Annotated in this window: 17 protein-coding genes and 1 pseudogene; 4 read left to right on the top strand and 14 right to left on the bottom strand. The window is 57.7% G+C overall.

All coding sequences use genetic code 11. From position 1 onward, the window contains the following. Positions 1-70: 70 nt before the first annotated feature. The 9 genes and pseudogenes from GYN01_RS03575 to GYN01_RS03615 all read right to left on the bottom strand — a co-directional run bounded on the left by GYN01_RS03575 (position 71) and on the right by GYN01_RS03615 (position 7549). Entirely contained in the window at positions 71-682 is a 612-nt protein-coding gene (locus GYN01_RS03575) for a transglycosylase SLT domain-containing protein (protein ID WP_048400878.1), read from the bottom strand. A gap of 46 nt (positions 683-728) precedes the next feature. Beyond that, entirely contained in the window at positions 729-1748 is a 1020-nt protein-coding gene (murB, locus tag GYN01_RS03580; RefSeq protein WP_048362933.1) for a UDP-N-acetylmuramate dehydrogenase, read from the bottom strand. After that, positions 1745-2209, bottom strand: coding sequence for a low molecular weight protein-tyrosine-phosphatase (locus GYN01_RS03585; RefSeq protein WP_048362932.1), 465 nt, complete (start codon positions 2207-2209; stop codon positions 1745-1747). The genes murB and GYN01_RS03585 overlap by 4 nt, the downstream gene beginning before the upstream one ends. Continuing rightward, a complete protein-coding gene (gene kdsB, locus GYN01_RS03590) occupies positions 2209-2973 on the bottom strand; it encodes a 3-deoxy-manno-octulosonate cytidylyltransferase (protein ID WP_048362931.1) in 765 nt (254 codons plus the stop codon). The genes GYN01_RS03585 and kdsB overlap by 1 nt, the downstream gene beginning before the upstream one ends. Beyond that, positions 2970-3155, bottom strand: a complete 186-nt coding sequence (locus tag GYN01_RS03595; RefSeq protein ID WP_048362930.1) for a Trm112 family protein — start codon at positions 3153-3155, stop codon at positions 2970-2972. The genes kdsB and GYN01_RS03595 overlap by 4 nt, the downstream gene beginning before the upstream one ends. 24 nt (positions 3156-3179) lie before the next feature. Beyond that, the gene (gene lpxK, locus GYN01_RS03600; protein ID WP_203306602.1) at positions 3180-4190 is read right to left on the bottom strand and encodes a tetraacyldisaccharide 4'-kinase; all 1011 of its coding nucleotides are present in this window, start codon (positions 4188-4190) and stop codon (positions 3180-3182) included. Then, positions 4190-4618, bottom strand: a complete 429-nt coding sequence (locus tag GYN01_RS03605; protein ID WP_048362928.1) for an ExbD/TolR family protein — start codon at positions 4616-4618, stop codon at positions 4190-4192. Before GYN01_RS03605 ends, lpxK begins: the two co-directional genes overlap by 1 nt. After that, positions 4615-5250, bottom strand: coding sequence for a MotA/TolQ/ExbB proton channel family protein (locus GYN01_RS03610; protein ID WP_048363040.1), 636 nt, complete (start codon positions 5248-5250; stop codon positions 4615-4617). The genes GYN01_RS03605 and GYN01_RS03610 overlap by 4 nt, the downstream gene beginning before the upstream one ends. A 76-nt stretch (positions 5251-5326) precedes the next feature. Next, positions 5327-7549 (bottom strand): annotated as a pseudogene (locus GYN01_RS03615) (DNA internalization-related competence protein ComEC/Rec2). A gap of 133 nt (positions 7550-7682) precedes the next feature. Here GYN01_RS03615 and GYN01_RS03620 point away from each other — a divergent pair. Beyond that, positions 7683-8198 (top strand): DUF2062 domain-containing protein, encoded by a 516-nt coding sequence (locus tag GYN01_RS03620; protein ID WP_048400890.1) that lies wholly within the window; start codon positions 7683-7685, stop codon positions 8196-8198. Between the two features lie 42 nt (positions 8199-8240). Here GYN01_RS03620 and GYN01_RS03625 read toward each other — a convergent pair whose 3' ends face one another. The 3 genes from GYN01_RS03625 to GYN01_RS03635 all read right to left on the bottom strand — a co-directional run bounded on the left by GYN01_RS03625 (position 8241) and on the right by GYN01_RS03635 (position 10708). Continuing rightward, a complete protein-coding gene (locus GYN01_RS03625) occupies positions 8241-9020 on the bottom strand; it encodes an ABC transporter permease (protein ID WP_048362925.1) in 780 nt (259 codons plus the stop codon). After that, positions 9017-9949 (bottom strand): ABC transporter ATP-binding protein, encoded by a 933-nt coding sequence (locus tag GYN01_RS03630; RefSeq protein ID WP_048362924.1) that lies wholly within the window; start codon positions 9947-9949, stop codon positions 9017-9019. Before GYN01_RS03630 ends, GYN01_RS03625 begins: the two co-directional genes overlap by 4 nt. Positions 9950-10084: 135 nt before the next feature. Next, positions 10085-10708, bottom strand: coding sequence for a glutathione S-transferase family protein (locus GYN01_RS03635; RefSeq protein ID WP_048400892.1), 624 nt, complete (start codon positions 10706-10708; stop codon positions 10085-10087). A 151-nt stretch (positions 10709-10859) separates the two neighbouring features. On the opposite strand from GYN01_RS03635, the gene GYN01_RS03640 reads away from it, so the two are divergent. Both GYN01_RS03640 and GYN01_RS03645 read left to right on the top strand, forming a co-directional pair. Further along, the gene (locus GYN01_RS03640) at positions 10860-13307 is read left to right on the top strand and encodes an acyl-CoA dehydrogenase (RefSeq protein ID WP_203306603.1); all 2448 of its coding nucleotides are present in this window, start codon (positions 10860-10862) and stop codon (positions 13305-13307) included. 62 nt (positions 13308-13369) lie between these two features. Next, positions 13370-13786 carry a PA2817 family protein gene (locus GYN01_RS03645; RefSeq protein WP_048362921.1) on the top strand — a complete coding sequence of 139 codons (417 nt, stop codon included), beginning with the start codon at positions 13370-13372 and terminating at the stop codon, positions 13784-13786. Between the two features lie 86 nt (positions 13787-13872). On the opposite strand, the gene GYN01_RS03650 is transcribed toward GYN01_RS03645, so the two are convergent. After that, the gene (locus GYN01_RS03650) at positions 13873-14817 is read right to left on the bottom strand and encodes a LysR family transcriptional regulator (RefSeq protein ID WP_048400897.1); all 945 of its coding nucleotides are present in this window, start codon (positions 14815-14817) and stop codon (positions 13873-13875) included. 87 nt (positions 14818-14904) lie between these two features. On the opposite strand from GYN01_RS03650, the gene GYN01_RS03655 reads away from it, so the two are divergent. Beyond that, positions 14905-15531 (top strand): serine-tRNA(Ala) deacylase AlaX, encoded by a 627-nt coding sequence (locus GYN01_RS03655; protein ID WP_048400899.1) that lies wholly within the window; start codon positions 14905-14907, stop codon positions 15529-15531. Between the two features lie 30 nt (positions 15532-15561). On the opposite strand, the gene GYN01_RS03660 is transcribed toward GYN01_RS03655, so the two are convergent. Beyond that, positions 15562-19383 carry a dermonecrotic toxin domain-containing protein gene (locus tag GYN01_RS03660; protein ID WP_125828539.1) on the bottom strand — a complete coding sequence of 1274 codons (3822 nt, stop codon included), beginning with the start codon at positions 19381-19383 and terminating at the stop codon, positions 15562-15564. Positions 19384-20054 lie beyond the last annotated feature (671 nt).

Here is a 20054-nt window from a genome sequence, read left to right on the forward strand (position 1 = left end):
CCAAAGGCCACTAAAAAGCCCCGCCAGTTTGCACTGGCGGGGCTTTTTTTATGCGTTGGAGGCGTGCCGATCAGAAGAACCAGAACGAACGACGATTGCTCTCCAGCTCACCCCGGCACTGATTAAGCTGTGCGCCGTACGTCTTTGATTGCTGCTCAACCTTGCGTGCGACCTGCACCAGCCAAGGCTTGGCACGATACGTACCACGACTGTAGCCGCCCCGCCCCTCGTGATAGGCCAAATATTGGTTATAGGCGTCCCACTTAGAGATGCCTAGCTGCTGCTGAGTACCCGCCGCATACCAACCAATAAAGCGAATGGCATCCGCAAAGTTGTCACGCGAACCTCCCTTGCCCGTGCTTTTTTTGAAGTCACTCCACGCTGGTGGCTGAGCCTGGGCATAGCCATAAGACTGACTGACCCGCCCCCACGGAATGACCCACAACAAATAGGCGCGCGGCGGCAGTGCGTCCGCCACAAAGCTGCTTTCCTGCTTCATGATTGCCATCGCCACCTGTGGCGGCGTGCCGAACTGGCTCTGCATGCTTAACGAGTCTTCATACCAGCGCGGGTACTGACGATAGATATTGCACAGATTGCCTTGATCCCTGGGCGGCGCGGTGGTGCAACCGGCCAGCGCCACCCAGGTCAACGCCAAGGCCCAAGCAGGCTTATGCATCATTGGTTTTCCTTACGGCCACGGATGATGGAGCAACGCGAGTGCCCGATTAATACACGTTGGGTTCCATCTCCAACTGCACGGCAAAGCGCTGCGCAATATCGGCCTGGATACGCTGCGCCAGCGCCAACAATTGCAGACCGGTCGCCGCGCCGTAGTTGACCAGCACCAGCGACTGCAAACGGTGTACGCCCGCATCCGCGTCACGAAAGCCTTTCCAGCCAGCCGCCTCGATCAGCCAACCCGCCGCCAGTTTCACCTGACCGTCCGCTTGCGGATAGCCGATCAGGTTGGGGTGCGCCAGCTTGAGTTCAGCCGCCAATACCGATGAAACCACCGGATTCTTGAAGAAGCTGCCCGCATTGCCCAAGACCGCAGGGTCGGGCAGTTTTTCACTGCGGATGCTGCTGATGGCACGACTGACATCACTGGCGCTCGGCAGATCAACGCCTTGTTCGATCAGGCGCTGGCGTACCGGGCCGTACTCCAAGTGCAGACTGGCAGCACGACTCAGAGCAAACCTGACCCGCAGAATCAACCATCGACCCGGATGTTGCTTGAACAGGCTGTCGCGGTAACCAAAATTGCACTCAGCCAGGGTGAAATCACGCAACTCCCCACTTTGACGGTCGAGCGCGGTCAGCCCGGCAAACACATCCTTGATCTCAACCCCGTAGGCCCCAATGTTCTGCATCGGCGCAGCGCCGACGGTGCCCGGGATCAGGCTCAGGTTTTCAAGCCCGGCAAAGCCCTGCGCAAGCGTCCACAACACAAAGTCATGCCACACCTCACCCGCCTCGGCCTCAACCACCACGCGCTCGCCGTCATCTACCAGCACACGAAGGCCACGACTGGCCATGCGCACTACCAACGCCTGCACATCGCCGGTCAACAGCAGGTTGCTGCCACCACCAATCACCAGTAAAGGTAACTGGTGCTCAGCCGAGTAGCGCAACGCTTCACGCACGTCATCGTCGTTATGCGCCTGGGCAAACAATCGGGCACGCACATCGACACCAAAGCTGTTGAACGGCTTGAGTGACGCTTCAACCTGCAACTGCAAACTCATAAACGTCCTTTCAATTCGATCACTAGCAAGTCGCACGCGCGTTCAATCAGGTCCAGCACTTCTTCAAAGCCCTGTTCGCCATCGTAATAAGGGTCGGGAACTTCGTGTTTCACACCCTCATAACGTCGCAAGAACAAATCGAGCTCAGCCTTGCCACTGACCGGTTGCAATGCCTTGAGATCACGCAGGTTGCTGTTATCCATCGCAAAGATCAGCTCATAGCGGCTGAAGTCAGCGGCGCTGACGTGCTGCGCGCGCTGCGCGGACAAGTCATAACCGCGCAGCTTTGCCGCCCGCTGAGTGCGTTTGTCAGGAGGCTGCCCTACGTGCCAGTTGCCAGTACCTGCCGAAGCGACATCAACCTGCGATGCAAGGCCGGCTAACTGCAATTTATGGCGCAGGACACCCTCAGCCGTCGGCGAGCGGCAAATATTGCCCAGGCACACAAACAGGACGCGCATCAAACCTCCAACAAACGCCGAACGCGCTCAAGGTCTTCAGGGGTGTCTACACCGCCAGGCGGTGCTTCGAGCACGTCGGCGACATGAATACGCACGCCATGCCACAGCGCGCGCAACTGCTCAAGACGCTCGGTATTTTCAAGCCAGCAAGGGCCCCAACTCACAAAGTCATGCAGGAAACCCGCACGGTAGGCGTAGATGCCGATATGCCGACGATAAGGCACGCCCTCTGGCAGGCGGTCGCTGGCCTGCGCAAAATCATCACGCGCCCACGGCAGGCAGGCTCGACTGAATGTCAGCGCCAGCCCATTGAGGTCACTGACCACTTTGACCACATTGGGATTGAACAACGCGGCTACGTCTTCGATGGGCTCGGCCAGCGTCGCCATGCTCGCTTCGCTGTGGGCAGCCAGGTTAACCGCCACCTGATCAATGACCCGAGGGGGAATCAAAGGCTCATCGCCCTGGACATTGACCACAATGGCATCGTCAGCCAACCCCAGAAGCGTCGCCACTTCGGCCAGGCGGTCGGTGCCTGATTCGTGATCGACGCGGGTCAACAACACCTCGGCCCCAAACGCCTGACAGGCCTCAACAATCCGCGCATCGTCCGTAGCCACCACCACCCGTTGCGCACTGCTTTTGCACGCTTGTTCCCACACGTGCTGAACCATCGGCTTGCCCGCAATCATTTGCAGGGGCTTGCCGGGCAAGCGTGTGGAAGCAAACCGCGAGGGGATAACGACCGTAAACACCGGGATCATTTATCCAGACGCTCTTCGTCAGTCAGCGTACGGGCTTCTGTTTCGAGCATGACCGGGATGCCATCACGAATCGGGTACGCCAGGCCAGCGCCCTTGCTGATCAGTTCGCTCTTGTCGGCACTGAGCTTGAGCGGGCCTTTGCAAACAGGGCAAGCAAGGATATCGAGCAGTTTGGTGTCCATAAGGGTTTCCCTGAATAAGAGGAGTTAGGGCAAAAGACGATCAGGTAAAAGACGCAGTAGCTGCTGATCAAACCAGCGCACAAAGGCTTGCGAAGGTACAGCGTCTACCGCCAGATACCACCAGTTAGACGCGGCAAAGTCGCGGCATTTCACCGCATCCTTTTCCGTCATGACCAACGGCAAAGGCGGCGTAAAATTCAGCACCTCGGCGCTATACGGCGCATGGTCCGCAAACGCGTGGGCAATTGGCCGCCAGTGTAACGTTTCGAGGGTAGTGAAGAAACGCTGCGGGTTACCGATACCGGCGACCGCATGCAACGCTTGCTGCGGCGCAAAATAGTCCAGTGACTGACGTTCGCCACTGCGCAGGTTGATCAGCGCGGTGGGCTGCAAAGCAAAGGCAAATCCCGATGCCGGGTCCGTCATTGCACCGTTGTACAGCACCGCATCGACACTGTTCAGCCGCTCGGCCGGCTCGCGCAGGGGGCCTGCGGGCAAACAACGGCCGTTACCCAAACCGCGGGCGTTGTCGATCAATACCAGCTCAAGATCACGCGCCAGGCGGTAATGCTGCAAACCATCATCCGACAGGATCAGGTCCAGCGACTCACTGGCCAGCAAGGCTTTGACCGCACGGCTACGATCAGGATCGATCATCAAGGGAACACCGCTGCGCTGCACGATCAGCAAAGGTTCATCACCGGCCTGCGCGGCACGTTGTTCAGCCGTCACACGCCAGGGGAAATGCGCAGGCCTGGCCCCATAGCCGCGACTGACCACCCCAACCCGCAGGCCGTGGCGCTGACAGTGTTCAATCAGCCACAGGATCAGCGGCGTCTTGCCGGTGCCGCCCACCGTGATATTGCCCACCACTACAATCGGCACCGGCGCTCGGTAAATATCGCCCTGCCCTGCCACAAAACGCGCGCGCTTACCCGCCACCACGCGACGGTAGAGACACTCAAGCGGCCGCAGCAGCGACAGCAGCGGGTGCCCGGCATACCAGGCGCGTAACAAACGATCGGACATAGCCATCAGGGAGCTGCCTGTGCCTCGACGGTGGTCATGCGTAAATGGCTGAAACCCAATTTACCCGCCGCATCCATCGCGGTGACGACATCTTGATGCCGGGCCTTGCCGTCAGCACTGATCGACAGCGCCAGCGTGGTGTCACCCTCAGACTCTTTCTGCAAGGCCTCCATCAGAGTGGCCAGGTCATTTTTCGGCAGTATCTGGTTGTTCACCGAAAACACACCGTCTGCGCTGATGGCGACATCTAACTGCTTAGCGTTTTGATCGTCACTCGGGGCACCGCTCACCGCTTGCGGCAGATCAACACGCAGTTGAGTTTCGCGGGTGAAAGTGGTGGTCACGACAAAAAACAGCAACAGGATAAACACCACATCAATCAATGACGCGAGGTTGATATCCACTGTTTCTCGTGGCTTGCGGCGAAATTTCACGCTTTGCTCCCGGCCATGTCGACTTCGCGGTCGCCTTGAACGACTTCAACCAGCTTGATGGCTTCTTGCTCCATGCCCACCACCAACTCATCAACGCGCCGTTGCAGGAAACGATGGAAGAACACCGCCGGGATACCCACCATCAAGCCCGCGGCCGTGGTGATCAACGCCTTGGAAATACCGCCCGCGAGGATCGCTGCGTTGGTGCTCATGCCTGCCCCCATGAACGAACTGAAAATGTCGATCATGCCCAGCACCGTGCCCAGCAAACCGAGCAATGGGGCCATCGCGGCAATCGTACCCAGCGCATTGAGGTAGCGTTCAAGCTCATGAATGACGCGGGCCGCAGCCTCTTCAATGCACTCTTTCATGATCTCGCGACCATGTTTTGAGTTGGCAAGCCCCGCTGCAAGGATTTCACCGAGCGGCGAATCGGCGCGCAATTGCTTGAGTTTTTCTTTGTCCAGTTGCTTGTCCTTGATCCAGACCCACACCTGCCCCAGCAGGTGGGGCGGAGTTACGCGGCTGGCGCGTAAAGTCCAAAGACGCTCGACAATAATGCCCAGCGCGGCAACAGAGCTCAGAATGATCGGCAGCATCATCCAGCCGCCGGATTTGACCAGTTCCCACACAGTGACAATCCCCTCGAAAAAGTGCGCCACTCTACCATAGGATTGGGCGCCCGCTCAGGCGCAGGCAAAACCCTGGTTATCCGCCCTGGCGCCAAAACCTGCTGGGTTGACGCAGGCTGCGGGCCATCCCCCTTGTCCCCAACCTGAACCGCAGCGCCCCTTGTTCTGCGCTGTCCAGCACGTTCATGCCCAAGGCGTTGTAACGTGCCAGTACCTGCGGGTGCGGATGACCAAAGCTGTTGCCGTGACCTCGCGATATGAGCACATGTTCAGGTTTTAACGCATTCAGAAACACCTTGGATGACGATGAACGACTGCCATGATGCGGCGATTGCAACCAGTGCACCGGCATCGCCAGAGGGCTTTTCAAAAAGGCGCGTTCGGCCAACGCGTCAATATCACCCGTCAGCAACAGACGCTCATCGCTGGCCTGTACAAGCAGCACACAGGATTTTTGATTACCCGTCTGCGCATCCGCCCATTGCCAGAGTGAAAAACTCACACCGTCCCACTCCCACCGCTCGCCACTGACACACGGCTGCGCCTGTAACTGTAGTGCCAACCCGGGCACGTCACCACTGATCACTTTTTTGATGGTCATGGCGCGCTGCACGGCCAACGCGCCACCGGCATGGTCAGAATCGGCGTGACTGATGAGCATCACGTCCAATTTACCGACACCCAACGCGCGCAGCACCGGCACCACCACGCGCTCACCCTGATCCACCTCCCTGACCTTGGGCCCTGCGTCATAGAGCAAGGTGTGATGGCGTGTACGCAGCACCATCGCCAACCCCTGCCCGACGTCCAGTTGCCAGACCTCGACCTGACCATGGGGAATCTGCTCTTGTGGCGCGAATACCGCGAGCAGCACCAGCGGCCAGCCCAACGGCCTGGGTAAAAGCCCTGCGGGTAGCAATAAAATCAGCACCCCGATAGCACTCAAGCACCACACACCGGTTGTGACTTGTGCGGGCATCCACGGCAAAAAAGTACCGGCCAACAACGCTAACCCGCGTATCAGGGCATCCAATAAACCGCCCGACAGCCACAAAAGTGCCTCCCCGAGCCAAGGCACAGGTAACAGCAACGTGCCCAATAACGCCGAGGGCAGCACCAGCAAGCTGATCCACGGCACCGCCACCAGGTTCGCCACTGGCCCGGTCACGCTGACCGGCAAACCCAGTGCCCAGATCACAGGAAACAGCCCCAGCGCGATCAAACCTTGGGGCCGGGTCCAGGCCGCCCACCACCGCCACGCACCCAAGCGCCCGCTGAACGTGAATATCAGCACGGCCACTGCCATGAATGACAACCAAAACCCCGGCATCAGGCTCGCCAGAGGCTGTGCTATCAACACCGCGTTGAGAGCCAGCAAAAACGGCAACCACATGCCCACATGACGAAACCGCAAACGCCATAGCAGGACCAGCCCGAGCATGACGCAGGCCCGCTGCACCGGCACTTCAAACCCTGCGAGCAGGCCATAACCGAGCGCACCCGCAAAGGCCAGGCCGCAGGCCCACGGCAGCCACGGCCAGGTACGCGGCCATAGGCCATAACGTGCCAGCAGCGCGACAAGCCCATAGAGCAACCCGCCAAACAGCCCGATGTGCTGACCCGAAATCACCAGTAAATGCACGGTCCCCGTGGCTTACAGCAGCGCCCAGTCATCACGGCTTAGCCCGGACCCGTCCCCCATCACCAGGGCTGCCAGCCACGGTGCTCGGCCGTGAGCATCAACCTGCAACAAGCGTTGGCGCAAACCGTCTCGCCATGCATAGGCCGCGGGCGCTAAACGCTGGCCCTCCTTGACCGAACCGGTCCCCCCGATACGCTGCGCCAGCAACCAGGCCTCGTAATCAAACCCCTGTGGATTGAGTGACCCATGGGGCTTTTTGAGCTTGACCGCCAGACGCCAACGCTCACCACTGTTGAGCGGCGGGCCGCCATGCCAGCTTAAACGCAGGGTGCGCGGCAGCTCGGCATGACGCGAGGTCGCGTCCCGTAATTCAAACCGCTGCGCTGTACCTGTGCGTTGCGGCAGGCCAATCACACGCCCCTCAACCCATAGGGTGCGACCATCGAGCGATGGCGACAAACGATCGTTCAGCGCCGATTGCCCCTGTACGCACGCCCATACGAGCCCGAACAAAAACAATCCAAATGGATAGGTACGAAAAAACAACAGCGCCAGTCCCACTGCCGACAGAAGAAACAGACACCCCGCCGGCGGCAACACCGGTAAATAACGCAAAGCCATCAAGCCCGACGCCAGCCCTAACATCCCTGTATACATAGCCAGCCCACCGAGATCCTTTACCTCGGATTAGTCGATGCGGGTAATACGCGCTTAAATAATTGTCACAAAGTCTGAATAGGCAGAAGAGTGAATTTGGGCATACTGCCCCATTCATTCCCGGGAGAGGCCCATGCCACGGCGTTTGTTTAAACGTTACATGCCAGACCCAGCCAGCATCAGGGAACACAAATCCTTACGCTTTATGGGCACCCTGCTACATGACCCCAATCTGTGGCACCTGAATCGGCACTCGGTTTCCCGCGCAATGGCAGTGGGCATTTTTGCGGCATTTATCCCCATGCCTTTCCAGATGCTACTGGCCGCCTTCCTCGCCATTACCGTGCGCAGCAACATGCCCATTTCGGTTGGCCTGGTATGGCTGACCAATCCGATTACCATGCCGCCGGTTTTTTATTGCACCTACAAACTGGGGGCGTGGTTGATGAATGTGCCGGCACGCACCCTGCCCGAGAACCTGACGTGGGAGTGGATCAGCGGGCAACTGTCTACGGTGTGGCAGCCTTTTCTACTGGGTTCGGTGGTGTGTGGCGTGGTGTTGGGTGCGCTGGCTTATTGCCTGACCCAGCTGTATTGGCGTTGGTGGGTGAACCGCCAATGGAAACGCCGACAAAAAAAACGCCCCTGAAGGGGCGTCGTTTCGCGCAAAAAACACCTACCGTCATGTTTGCTACTGACGCATGCCGCGACCGCTGACCAGCAACCGCGCGCACAGCAGGTAAAGCACCACGGTCGCAATGACCATGAAGGTCAGTGCCACACTGATCTTGATGTCCGAGACACCCAGAATGCCGTAACGGAAGGCGTTGACCATGTGCAGCACCGGGTTGGCCATCGAGACCGTCTGCCAGAACGGCGGCAACAAGCTGATGGAGTAGAACACCCCGCCCAGGTAGGTCAAGGGCGTCAACACGAAGGTTGGGATGATCGAAATATCATCGAAGTTACGCGCAAATACCGCGTTGACGAACCCCAACAGCGAAAAGATAGTCGCCGTCAGCACCACCACGGCCACCGTCAGTCCCAAGTGGTGCACTTGCAGGTCGGTAAAGAACAGCGACAGCAAGGTCACGATCACACCCACCATCAGCCCGCGCAAAATCCCGCCCACGGTAAAACCGATGAGGATGATGTGCGGCGATACCGGCGACACCATCAGTTCTTCAATCGAGCGCTGGAACTTGGCGCCAAAGAAGCTCGATACCACGTTGCCGTAGGCGTTGGTGATCACCGACATCATGATCAGGCCCGGCACGATGTACTCCATATAGGTGAAACCACCCATATCACCGATTTGTCGGCCAATCAGGTTACCGAAGATCACGAAGTACAAAACCATGGTGATCGCTGGTGGCAGCAGGGTTTGCGGCCAGATACGCATGAAACGTCGCACTTCACGGTAAACAATGGTGTTTAACGCAATCAGATTGGGGCGCAGCTCCGAGCTCATATCGCCACCTTTGCCAGATTTTTTTCGACCAGCGACACGAACAACTCCTCAAGGCGATTGGTTTTATTGCGCAGGCTCACCACTTCAATGTGCTGTGCCGCCAATTGCGTGAACAGACCCGTGATGCCGACCGCCTTGTCCACCTGGACTTCCAGCGTGGCGCTGTCGAGCAACGCACTTGGGTAGCCGATCAACTGCGGTGCAGCCTGCAACGGGGTTTTCAAATCAAGCAGGAAGGTTTCGACATGTAACTGGCCAAGCAACTGGCGCATGCTGGTGTTTTCAACGATGGTGCCGTGATCAATGATCCCGATGTTGCGGCACAACTGCTCAGCCTCTTCCAGGTAGTGGGTGGTGAGGATGATGGTGGTGCCCTGCTCATTCAGCTCGGTGAGAAAGCTCCACATCGAGCGACGCAGCTCAATGTCCACGCCTGCGGTCGGCTCATCGAGAATCAACAGCCGCGGCTCATGCACCAGGGCGCGGGCAATCATCAGACGGCGCTTCATACCGCCGGACAACGAACGTGAAGGTGTGTCGCGCTTGTCCCACAACCCCAGCTGGGTGAGGTACTTTTCGGCACGTTCCTTGGCGATTTTCGCCGGAATGCCGTAATACCCCGCCTGAGTCACGACAATGTCGAAGGTTTTTTCAAACTGGTTAAAGTTGAACTCCTGCGGCACCACGCCAATACAGCGCTTGAGTGCAGCAGGTTCACGGTCAAGATCATGACCAAACACATTCACCGTGCCGCCCGTCTTGTTGACCAGCGTCGAGAGAATGCCAATGGTGGTGGATTTGCCAGCCCCGTTCGGGCCGAGCAACGCGAAAAAGTCACCTTCGGATACATCCAGATCGATACCACTCAGGGCCTGGAAACCGTTGCCGTAGGTTTTGGTTAGCTGCCGTATGGACAGAGCGGAACTCATATCTGATTACGCACCAAGATGAGGGAATGGGAGGTGTAGATAAGGGCGAGCCGTCAGTCATACAAGTCCGACACGCAAGGTGCATGGTGCTTGGCCTCGACGCACAAGTACAGTCGCCCGTATTAATAGTGGGTATTAAGTCAACGCAGTCATGACCGCGTTGCGATAGGCCGGACGCAGCTTCAGACGCTCGTACCACGCCTCAAGATGCTGCATGCGCGGGCGTTCGATGGGCATTTCAAACCAGGCGTAAATAAACGATCCCAGCGGTATATCCCCCATGCCGATTTCATCACCGGACAGGTAAGGCTTTTGTGACAACGCCTGGTCAACCAGCGATAACAATTCGGCGCAGTGTTTACTCGCGGCGTTAATCACCCCCCAATCCTGCTGTTCGGCGGGGGTCCGTAAAATGCCCCAAAACAGATCACGAAACGGCCCGGCGAATGAAGATGTCGTCCAGTCCATCCACTTGTCGGCCTGCGCCCGCACGCAAACATCACGTTGATACCAAGAGGTGTCTGACCCATATCTGGCCGCCAAATAGCGCACGATGGTGTTGGATTCCCACAACACGAAACCATCGTCCTCGATCATTGGCACCCGGCCATTCGGGTTCAACGCCCTATATTCGGGGGTATCGACCACACCAAAAGCACCTCCGGCCTCTTCCCGGTTGTAAGGCAACGCCAACTCCTCGGCACACCACAGCACTTTTCTGACATTTGACGAATTCTTGCGACCCCACACTTTGAGCATGACTCAACTCCTGATTGATAGACGCCGGGGCAGTCTAACCTTGCCAGACGAACTCCGCCTCCCGCGCGAGGTCACTATCCATAACGCCTTGATCACGACTTGCGACTAAGCTCACAAAGGTGCCCGCCCCTGGCTTCACGGAGGATTGAATATGCTGTTGTTGTGGATTGTGGTTTTAATCGTTGGCGTCGCCTGGCTGGCGCATCGTCGCGTTGCCCCGCTGCCCGCCATGGGCGTGGTCGCGGTCTATCTACTCGCCATGGGCCTGTTCAGTCATGCTCCAGGCTGGCTGTTGGGTATTTTCTGGATCCTGCTGGCGGTCCCCGCCGCCCTGTTGTTACTGCCTGATATGCGGCGCAAAGTATTCACCGCGCCGCTTTTTAACTGGTTTCAAAAAACACTGCCGCCCATGTCGCAAACCGAACGCGACGCCATCGACGCGGGCACCGTGTGGTGGGACGGCGAATTGTTCAGTGGCCGCCCCGACTGGAACCAGTTGCTGGCCTACCCCAAGGCCCGACTCACAGAAGAAGAACAAGCCTTCATCGACGGCCCGACCGAAGCACTGTGTGCAATGGTCAGTGATTGGGACATCGGCCAGCGCATGGACTTACCCCCCCAAGCGTGGGCGCACATCAAAGAGCACGGTTTTTTTGCGCTGATCATCCCCAAAGAATTCGGCGGCAAAGGTTTCTCGGCCTATGCACACTCGCAAGTGGCGATGAAGCTTGCCACCCGCAGCGGCGATCTGGCCTCCACGGTGATGGTGCCCAACTCACTCGGCCCGGCTGAGCTGTTGCTGCATTACGGCACCGACGAGCAACGCAACCATTACCTGCCACGTCTGGCCCGGGGGGATGACATCCCTTGTTTTGCGCTCACCGGCCCGCTCGCGGGTTCTGACGCGGGCGCCATGCCCGACACCGGGATCATATGCAAAGGTCAGTGGCAAGGCGAAGAAGTGATCGGCCTGCGTCTGAATTGGGAAAAACGCTACATCACGCTCGGCCCGGTCGCCACGCTGCTGGGGCTGGCGTTCAAGGCTCACGACCCGGACCACCTGCTGGGCGAGGAACAAGACCTGGGCATCAGCCTGGCGTTGATCCCCACCGACACACCGGGCGTCGACATAGGCCGCCGTCACTTGCCACTGGGCGCGGCCTTCATGAATGGCCCGAACAGCGGCAAAGACGTGTTCATCCCGCTGGACTACCTGATCGGCGGCCAGGAAATGCTTGGCAAGGGCTGGATGATGCTGATGAACTGCCTGTCAGTCGGGCGGTCGATTTCACTCCCGGCGGTCGGCACAGGCGCCGCCAAGTTCACCAGCCTGGTGACCGGGCAATATGCGCAAGTGCGTGAGCAATTCAACGTACCGCTGGCCGCCTTCGAAGGCATTCAAGAAGCCCTGGCCCGTATTGGCGGTAATGCCTGGCTGATGGACAGCGCCCGCATGCTGACCGCCAACGCTGTCGATCTGGGCGAAAAACCCTCGGTCCTGTCGGCCATTCTTAAGTACCACCTCACCGAGCGCGGCCGCGAATGCATCAGCCATGCGATGGACGTTCACGGTGGCAAGGGCATCATCATGGGGCCCAATAACTATTTGGGCCGCAGCTGGCAAGGGGCGCCGATCTTCATCACCGTCGAAGGCGCGAATATTCTGTCGCGCAACCTGATGATCTTCGGCCAGGGCGCAATCCGCTGCCATCCGTTTGTACTGAAGGAAATGGCGCTGGCCGGGCGCGAAGATCACGCGCAAGCGTTGCACGAATTTGATGGACTGCTGCTCAAGCACATCGGATTTGCGGTGAGCAATGCCGCTAGCACCTTCGTGTTGAACCTGGGCTTTGGGCGCTTTGAAAAAGCTCCCGGCAATGCATTGAGCCAAGGTTACTTCCGGGCGCTTAATCGCCAGGCCGCAGCCTTTGCGATGCTGGCCGATTTGAGCATGATGCTGCTGGGCGGTGAGTTAAAACGCCGTGAGCGCTTGTCCGCACGTCTGGGCGATGTGCTCAGCAACCTGTATCTGGCTTCGGCCGCACTCAAGCGCTACCACGACATGGACTCGCCCGAGTACCTCAACCCGCTGTTCAACTGGGCCATGCAAGAAAGCCTGGGCCATGCCGAGCGCGCGCTGGATGAGCTGCTGCAAAACTTCCCGAGTCGCACACTGGGCTTCTTGTTGCGCGCCATCGTGTTCCCGTTTGGGCGTCGCCACACCGGGCCGTCCGATGCGCTGGACGCTGAAGTCGCCGCTGTATTGGGCCGCGCCAAGGGCGACCCGACCCTTGAAGCGGTGTTGGCAGGTTGCTATCGCCCACAATCGGCTGACGATCCTGTCGGCGCCCTGCAACACGCCAGCGAACTGCTCAGCGCCGCCCATCCACTGTTCAAAAAATTGCATGAGGGCCTTAAAAGCGGTCAGGTCAACCCCGCCGCCGGCGAACCGGCGATTGAGGCAGGCGTGAAAGCAGGCGTGCTGCAACCCGACGAGGCGCAGACCTTGCGCGAGGCCGAAGCCGCACGTCGCAAGGTGATTGACGTGGATGATTTTTCCAAAGATGAGCTAACTCTCAGCGAAGGAAAGATTCGATAGCACGACAGCGGGCGCGCGGGGCTTTATACTCCCGCGCCCGTTTTGCTTTAGAGGACACCGCAATGGCCACCAACGATCTGAACCACAACCTCGTGTTGCTCGATATTCTGCGCAGCATCCTGGTTGCTGTCGGTGACGCTGAGCAGATCCCTGAGGAAAGCCACGCGTTATTCCTGGAACGCTTTGACGACATGCGCAGTTCGCTGCCGGTTGACCCGATCAACAGCCAGTACTTGGGCCAGGACATCATGTGCCAAGTGATCGAACGCTACCCGCAGATCGCCCATCTGGTTCCCCGTGACCTGCTGTGGTACTTCGGCGGTGCGTGCTTCAACTTCCTCTCGGATGAAGAACTGGACATGTACCAGGCACTGGAAGAGCGCCGTCATGAAGCTGAACTGAACGGCGAACCGTTCGACTGGAATCAGGAAAAGCAGTTCATGGTCATGCCCGTGACTGAAGACAGCACCCAGCACTGAATGCTTGTCTGAACATTCAAAGGCCCGCCCGGTTTAACCGGGCGGGCCTTTTTTTTGGCACACAGCGCCCCATGCTGCACCTGCGGCTACACCTGCTTATGCGGCATGCCAAGTGTCGGCTCCTGCGCCATTCGCTCTACTAAAAAATCAATAAACACCCGCAGCTTGGGCGGCAGATAACGCGATGGCGCATGCAATAGCCACACGCCACCATGGTAGGACGCAATAAAACTCCATTCAGGCAGCACTTGCACGACCAGCCCTTGGGCCAATGCGTGGCGCGCCGTGAAATACGGCACGCTGCCAATCCCGATGTGCTGCAAGATCGCCTCCAGCCGTACCCCGGTGTGATTCGCCGCATACCGCCCGTGCACCCCGACGGTCACGGACTTGCTGCCCTGCTTGAACTTCCAGCGCGCATCCGCCGGGGTTTCCCCCAGGTAAATGCAACTGTGCGCACGCAAGTCTTCGGGCCGGGCCGGTAGGCCGTGTTCAGCCAGGTAAGCGGGCGTGGCACACAGCACGTGCTCCAGCGCAAACAGCTGGCGCCCCACCAACCCCGGCGCGGGTTGGTCTGTGATGCGGATACTCAGGTCAACGTTGTCATCAATCAGGTCGACGTAGCGATCTTCCAACATCATCTGCACATCGACTTTTGGATAACGGCGCAAAAAATCCGCCATGTGCGGGTGAATCACGTAGCGCCCGATGGCCTTGGGCACGCTGACCCGGATCAAGCCTTCAGGCTCCTGCGTAAACTGGCCACTGAGCTCCATCACCGATTGGGCCGCCCCCACCACCTCGCAGCAGCGCTTGAATACGGCCTCACCGCCCTCGCTTAAACGTAATTTACGCGTGGTGCGCTGTAGCAAACGCAGCGCCAGCGCTTTTTCAAGGCGCGAAATACTGCGACTGACAGCCGACGGTGAGGTACCCAGCTGGCGTGCCACTTCAGAGAAGCTCCCGGCCTCAACCACCCGCACAAACACGACCATTTCAGCCAACAACGACAACGGTGGATTTATGCTCATGACGCACAGGTCCATTGAAATTTGCAGGGATTATCACACCGAGTGCGCTTTTCTATACTAGAAAAAGAATTCGATCAGGACACCGTGATGACTCAACGCCTTTATTTTTCCGACGACACACTGACTGCCGATGCCGTGGTGATGCAATGCACCCCCCACGAGGAAGGCTTTGCCGTGACCCTGCAGGCCACGCCGTTTCACCCGCAAGGTGGCGGGCAACCGTCAGACATTGGCTGGATCGGCGACAGTGAAGTACTCAAAGCGCTACAAGAACACGACAGCATCGTGCATTACCTCAAGCAACCCGTTGCCCTTGGCCCGGTACAGGTTCGCGTCGATGCCCAGCGTCGCCAGTTGAATACCCGACTGCATTCGGCCGGGCACTTGATCGGCGTGGTGGGCGAACAGGCTGGCTGGATACCCACCAAAGCTCACCACTGGCCGGGTGAATGCCGGGTCAGCTTTATACCCGGCGAGCAGCCCCAAACACTGGATGCAAGCGCCATTGAGCAGCAACTCACGCACTGGATCAGCGCCGACCTGCCCCGGCATTTGCACCTCGACGCCCCACAGCGCGCGGTCAGTTTTGGTGAGCTGCCAAGGTACCCGTGCGGCGGCACCCATGTGCGTTCGCTGTGCGAGTTGCAGGCCGTGAAGGTGCTATCGGTTACCGAGAAAAAAGGGGTGCTGTCAGTGCGTTATGAACTGGACTGACAGCACCGCCTGCCTCCACCACTTGCGGCACTATGGCGTTGACAGAAAAAGACGCTGCGCCAAATCCTTGTCTAATTTGGCGCGGTACACCTCGATATAATCGTGGGCAGTCTTGGCTCTGGCATAAAGCGCCCTTTCACTCAACGTTCTCTGATTGGCGGTTTTCAAGTGCGCCACATCAAAAGCAGCCTCGGGGGTGTCGAGCGCGGGATAGTGAAAATGCGCAAACCACAGCACCTTGCCGTCCTTGTCACTGATCGTATATTCCTGAAGGTAATCTTTGCGTTGCCCCTTGGATAAATGCCGCCTAGGGCCTTCGCGCGCAATGGTGATCTCATTTTGGGTCTTTAAATAGTCAACATTTGGCCCTGTCGGTGGCAGCCGTTTAATGATCTGAGTCCGTAAATTTTTGCCCTCTGAACGCAGCACTTTCGCTTCTATCGCAAGTTCTTGGCTCAACGCCAGCACAACGCTTCTGCGTGCCTCAGTTAACGTCGGGGGGTGCGCAGGCGTGGCCATGACGATCTGTTCGATCTGCCGGCCCACCTCCTCCATTGACTGGGCTTTGAACGTCAGTATTTCTTCAATTTCAATCGGGATTTTTGATGTCGCGGCACTTGCCCGGTTGTCTTGAATCACCTTGGGCAAACGCCCCAGTAAGCTCCGTGCATCGGCCTCCAGCCTCACCAGATTCTTGGTATGCGAAACCTGTGCCGTTGAGGGACGGGTACTGCCGAACTCTTCCCAATGGCCATTTTCGAGCTGGCGAAAGGAGCGAATCTGCATACGATCCACACCCTCGGTCACGTCCACGATTTCATCGCCGGGCTGGGTGGGAGACTCACGCTTTATGCCCACCAATGTCTGCTTCTTAGTGGTTTTGATGATCTTGTGTGCCGGGCTTAATGGCACGGCTTTCGCAACGGGTACCCGCATCTGACTGCTTGGCCCGGGCCTTGGCTCATCCAATTGAGATGAGGCGCTTTCTGGCTCACGAATGGCCATTTCCAGCTGAGTTTCGGCAAGCCCCCTGAGATGCTCCAGCACTCGGCGAATGGAAGGCAAATACTCGTTACGAAAGTGCTCGGAGCCAAGCTGCTCAAGGCTTACGCAAATGGCATCAGCCGACGCATATTGCTCGATTGCACTGTCGAACACGTCGATAGGTTGGAGACCAAGAAATCCCCCCTCGCGTGGGATGTACAGCTGTGACCACGCCGTATCACTCAATGTGCCTTGGCCAAACAGGTCAAACGCAAATTGCTCTTCAGGCAGAAGATCCGTTGCATCACGTCGAATCAGAAGCTCACACAGGGTTTCCAGATATCCAACCGCCCAATGCCAATCAAAATATTGCCGATCAGGCCGCTGCATGAGTTCGGCCAAGGAACTTCCTTTGGGCAAAGGTCTGAGCATGGCTTGTGTAATGGCTTCAGACTCAAACACAGAATTATTAAAAAGCCGTTCCTCCAACTTTTCTGCCTGCTTTAAATGCTCAACCCATTGTTTGTACGGCGCGTTGTTGGCGTCTTTAATACCGCTCAGTACGGCCTTTAGCCCATCGAGATAAGCCGGGTGCACGCTTGAGACCGGCAACCCTCGCAGCGCATCGTCTAAATAATTCTGCAACTTGAACAGCCTGAGCACGACGCGTGGCCACACCTCCTGCATCTTTTTTTCATAATGCTGCGTCGGCATCAACTTATTGGCCTTGCCCATGACCTTGATTAGCTCAAGCGTCGTTGTTCGCCAGAGGCCCACATCGCGCTCATAGCGGTCTAGCAGCTGTGTCAGCCGCTCAGGATTAGCGGTCAGCAATTGTTCACTGATTTTCAGTACGCCATCACACCTTTCAAGCTCGGCCAAGAGGCGCTCTTCATCCTGGGCAAGTTCGGTCAGCTTTTCGTTTTTTTGCGCACGCAATGCCTGAATACGCTTCTTCGGCCCGCCCCCGCGTAATCCCAAGCGCAAATCGAGATCCCATTGGCCCAAGCCATCTGTTTTAAGCCTTGGCCCCAGCCGCTCAGGCTGCTTGTCATCCTGCACGACTAACCCATCACCCTGGCGGGTGATGCGGTAAGCCTTGCCGTCGAGTCGTACATATGACTTACCTTGATATTTAATAACGCCTTTTAACGGGCCTACCGCTATTGACGTACCCGAGGTGAGGTCTACGTCTGCGGCGAACGTCTCCAGACTGATGCGCAGGCTCTGTGAGAGCTGGGGTGAAGCACTGAACCAGGAAAAGTCCAGGGTTGAAAAACGCATCACTGAATGGCCACTGATGGAGGGGACCTTTTGTTGTGCCAGGGATGACATCACAGGCAGCTCAACAGGCGTCGGTCTTTCATCCCCGATTAGCGTGAACGTCGGTTCATCAATGGGCGCTTTAAGGTCTGGTGGCTCATGGGGCCCTGCTTTAAATTTCATTCCTGCATGCAATAACGCCAAACTAACAGTGAATAGCAGATCAATCACGGTCTGCGTGGCAGCCTCTTTATCACCCTCGATACGGGCCTGTAAGCCGCTCTCAAGGCTAACCAAGGTTTGAAACAGCCACGCCGCTTTTTGCAGCGGGCCGCTGACAAAAAACGTCAAACCATTAAAGACAGTCCATGCATAGCGCTTGAACAACATCCAGCGCCGCTCTGAACGCGACATCGTTTGCCTGTCAGACAGGGTTATTAATGCATTGGCATTGCTATTAAACATCGCTGTGAAAACATCACCCACGACGCGCTCCGTACTGAGCCTGGCCGCACTGCGCGGTAAAAGCGCCAAAAATCCTTCTAATAAAACGCCTTCCAGATGCGGTCGCTCAAAGCCGCCATCGGCATAAAAACCGCGCGCGTCGTCATCCAGCCACGCCAGCACTGTCTCTTGCAGTTCACCGGACTGATTGATGGCCGCCAGTAAGGCCCCCCACGTTGCAAACTCCAGCAGGGCCTCACCTGCCAGTGGCCGGTAGAGGACAAAAGGCCCGGATCCAATATCTCTTGCGCCGAACACAAACATGTTGGCGACATAATCAGGTGCTGCCCCTTCATAAGCGTAAAAGCCTAACGGCCTGACACATAGGCGGTCATACACCGCTCTCGCGACTGAGTCAGGGTTGAGCACATGTTTGAGCATTTGCCACCCTGCCGCCGTAAAGCCGGCTTGCGCCTTGATCTTTTTTTCCAGCGCTTGCAGGGGCAACTGCACCCTCAGCTGCTGCTTGTACAAGGCCAGGCGGCGCGCGGACTCAACCCGATCATCCACCAGCAGGCGCTTGATCAATGCAATGTATTGGCTGCCAATATCAAGTTCGTCCAGTAGTTTTTTGAGGTAAGCCGAGGTCAACCAGTGCGGCAATCGCTGCTGATCTTGAAGACTCAGATTCATAAGCCCAGCGGGTTTTCCACCGACGTACATCAACGCAAATTCTGGTAATGGGATGACTTCTTCTGTCAGCCATCCCAACTGTAGACTCTGGATCGACACATCATGGATTTCGACCTTAGCGGCATCCACACTGAAACCCGGGTGATCGAGCTGGAAACGTGTATTGAGAACCTGGGCGGCGTAGGCGGGAAGCGACACGATACCGTCCAGAAAAGTCTGTCTATGCGACGCTTGCTCGGCCATTAAGGCGCTGTATTCCATCAGATCCTGCGCCCCAGCCTGACTGAGCCACGCAGGCAGCTTGGCCATCACCCACTCAAGCTCAGCACGATCAGGGCGGCTGAAAAAATCGAACATGGCACTGTCAGACTCAAGCGTTTGCATTAACCGCCCCACACTCCAGCGCTCTGTTTGAGCGCGCTGCCCAGCACGGGTCAGTTGACGTAACTGTTGATCAAGCAGCGTCAACGCCAACCCGGTAAAAAAGTTGCCTTCTGGCTCATGTAACGACCACGTAAATAACGGCCCATCGAGTGTCCCTTGCAAGCGCTGGGTCAAGGCGGTGCCGAACGCTTGCACAGAATCAAACACCTCGACCCCATGCGCCAGCGAGTAGCCGAGAACTAACAGTTTGTCGGGCATCAGACGTGTAATCAGGCCCATCCCCGGTAACTGAAAGCGCTGGGTCTGCGTGGCTTCAACGCATTGGATATTGATCAGATAAGCATGCAGCGGGGTTTCTTCGGCCATTTTCGAACGGACCGCAGCATAGGGAAAGTTGGCCACGACAGCCAATGCGGCCGCCTGATCCCCGGTCAAAGTCGGCAATGATCCAGGTTGCGCAGTGACGGCGTTCAGGCTTCCTTGCAGTACCTGCTGTATCCATTGAACCGGGCTGATACCGCGCCCAGTGGCTTCGCTCCAGAACTGCGCCAAGGCCTGTTGATAGGCATCCATTAATAATTCGGCGCAGTCATTGAGCCGCTTTTGCACCTCACTCATATCAACCGGTAAGGCTGTGGGGGGCTGGGCAGTTGAGTCCGTGGTCAGGCAATGAAAGCCTTGGACCAAGTGCACCGGCTCAGTATCGATATAACACTGAATCAGTACCTCAACCACCGCCATGAACCGGTAGCGTG

The organism is Pseudomonas weihenstephanensis (assembly GCF_016812185.1).
Taxonomy (GTDB): domain Bacteria; phylum Pseudomonadota; class Gammaproteobacteria; order Pseudomonadales; family Pseudomonadaceae; genus Aquipseudomonas; species Aquipseudomonas weihenstephanensis.

Bases quoted from the DNA above. Each gene is read 5' to 3' on its own strand.
- GYN01_RS03575 (WP_048400878.1), bottom strand. From the start codon at position 682: ATGATGCATAAGCCTGCTTGGGCCTTGGCGTTGACCTGGGTGGCGCTG.
- murB (WP_048362933.1), bottom strand. From the start codon at position 1,748: ATGAGTTTGCAGTTGCAGGTTGAAGCGTCACTCAAGCCGTTCAACAGC.
- GYN01_RS03585 (WP_048362932.1), bottom strand. From the start codon at position 2,209: ATGCGCGTCCTGTTTGTGTGCCTGGGCAATATTTGCCGCTCGCCGACG.
- kdsB (WP_048362931.1), bottom strand. From the start codon at position 2,973: ATGATCCCGGTGTTTACGGTCGTTATCCCCTCGCGGTTTGCTTCCACA.
- GYN01_RS03595 (WP_048362930.1), bottom strand. From the start codon at position 3,155: ATGGACACCAAACTGCTCGATATCCTTGCTTGCCCTGTTTGCAAAGGC.
- lpxK (WP_203306602.1), bottom strand. From the start codon at position 4,190: ATGGCTATGTCCGATCGTTTGTTACGCGCCTGGTATGCCGGGCACCCG.
- GYN01_RS03620 (WP_048400890.1), top strand. From the start codon at position 7,683: ATGCCACGGCGTTTGTTTAAACGTTACATGCCAGACCCAGCCAGCATC.
- GYN01_RS03625 (WP_048362925.1), bottom strand. From the start codon at position 9,020: ATGAGCTCGGAGCTGCGCCCCAATCTGATTGCGTTAAACACCATTGTT.
- GYN01_RS03630 (WP_048362924.1), bottom strand. From the start codon at position 9,949: ATGAGTTCCGCTCTGTCCATACGGCAGCTAACCAAAACCTACGGCAAC.
- GYN01_RS03635 (WP_048400892.1), bottom strand. From the start codon at position 10,708: ATGCTCAAAGTGTGGGGTCGCAAGAATTCGTCAAATGTCAGAAAAGTG.
- GYN01_RS03640 (WP_203306603.1), top strand. From the start codon at position 10,860: ATGCTGTTGTTGTGGATTGTGGTTTTAATCGTTGGCGTCGCCTGGCTG.
- GYN01_RS03645 (WP_048362921.1), top strand. From the start codon at position 13,370: ATGGCCACCAACGATCTGAACCACAACCTCGTGTTGCTCGATATTCTG.
- GYN01_RS03650 (WP_048400897.1), bottom strand. From the start codon at position 14,817: ATGAGCATAAATCCACCGTTGTCGTTGTTGGCTGAAATGGTCGTGTTT.
- GYN01_RS03655 (WP_048400899.1), top strand. From the start codon at position 14,905: ATGACTCAACGCCTTTATTTTTCCGACGACACACTGACTGCCGATGCC.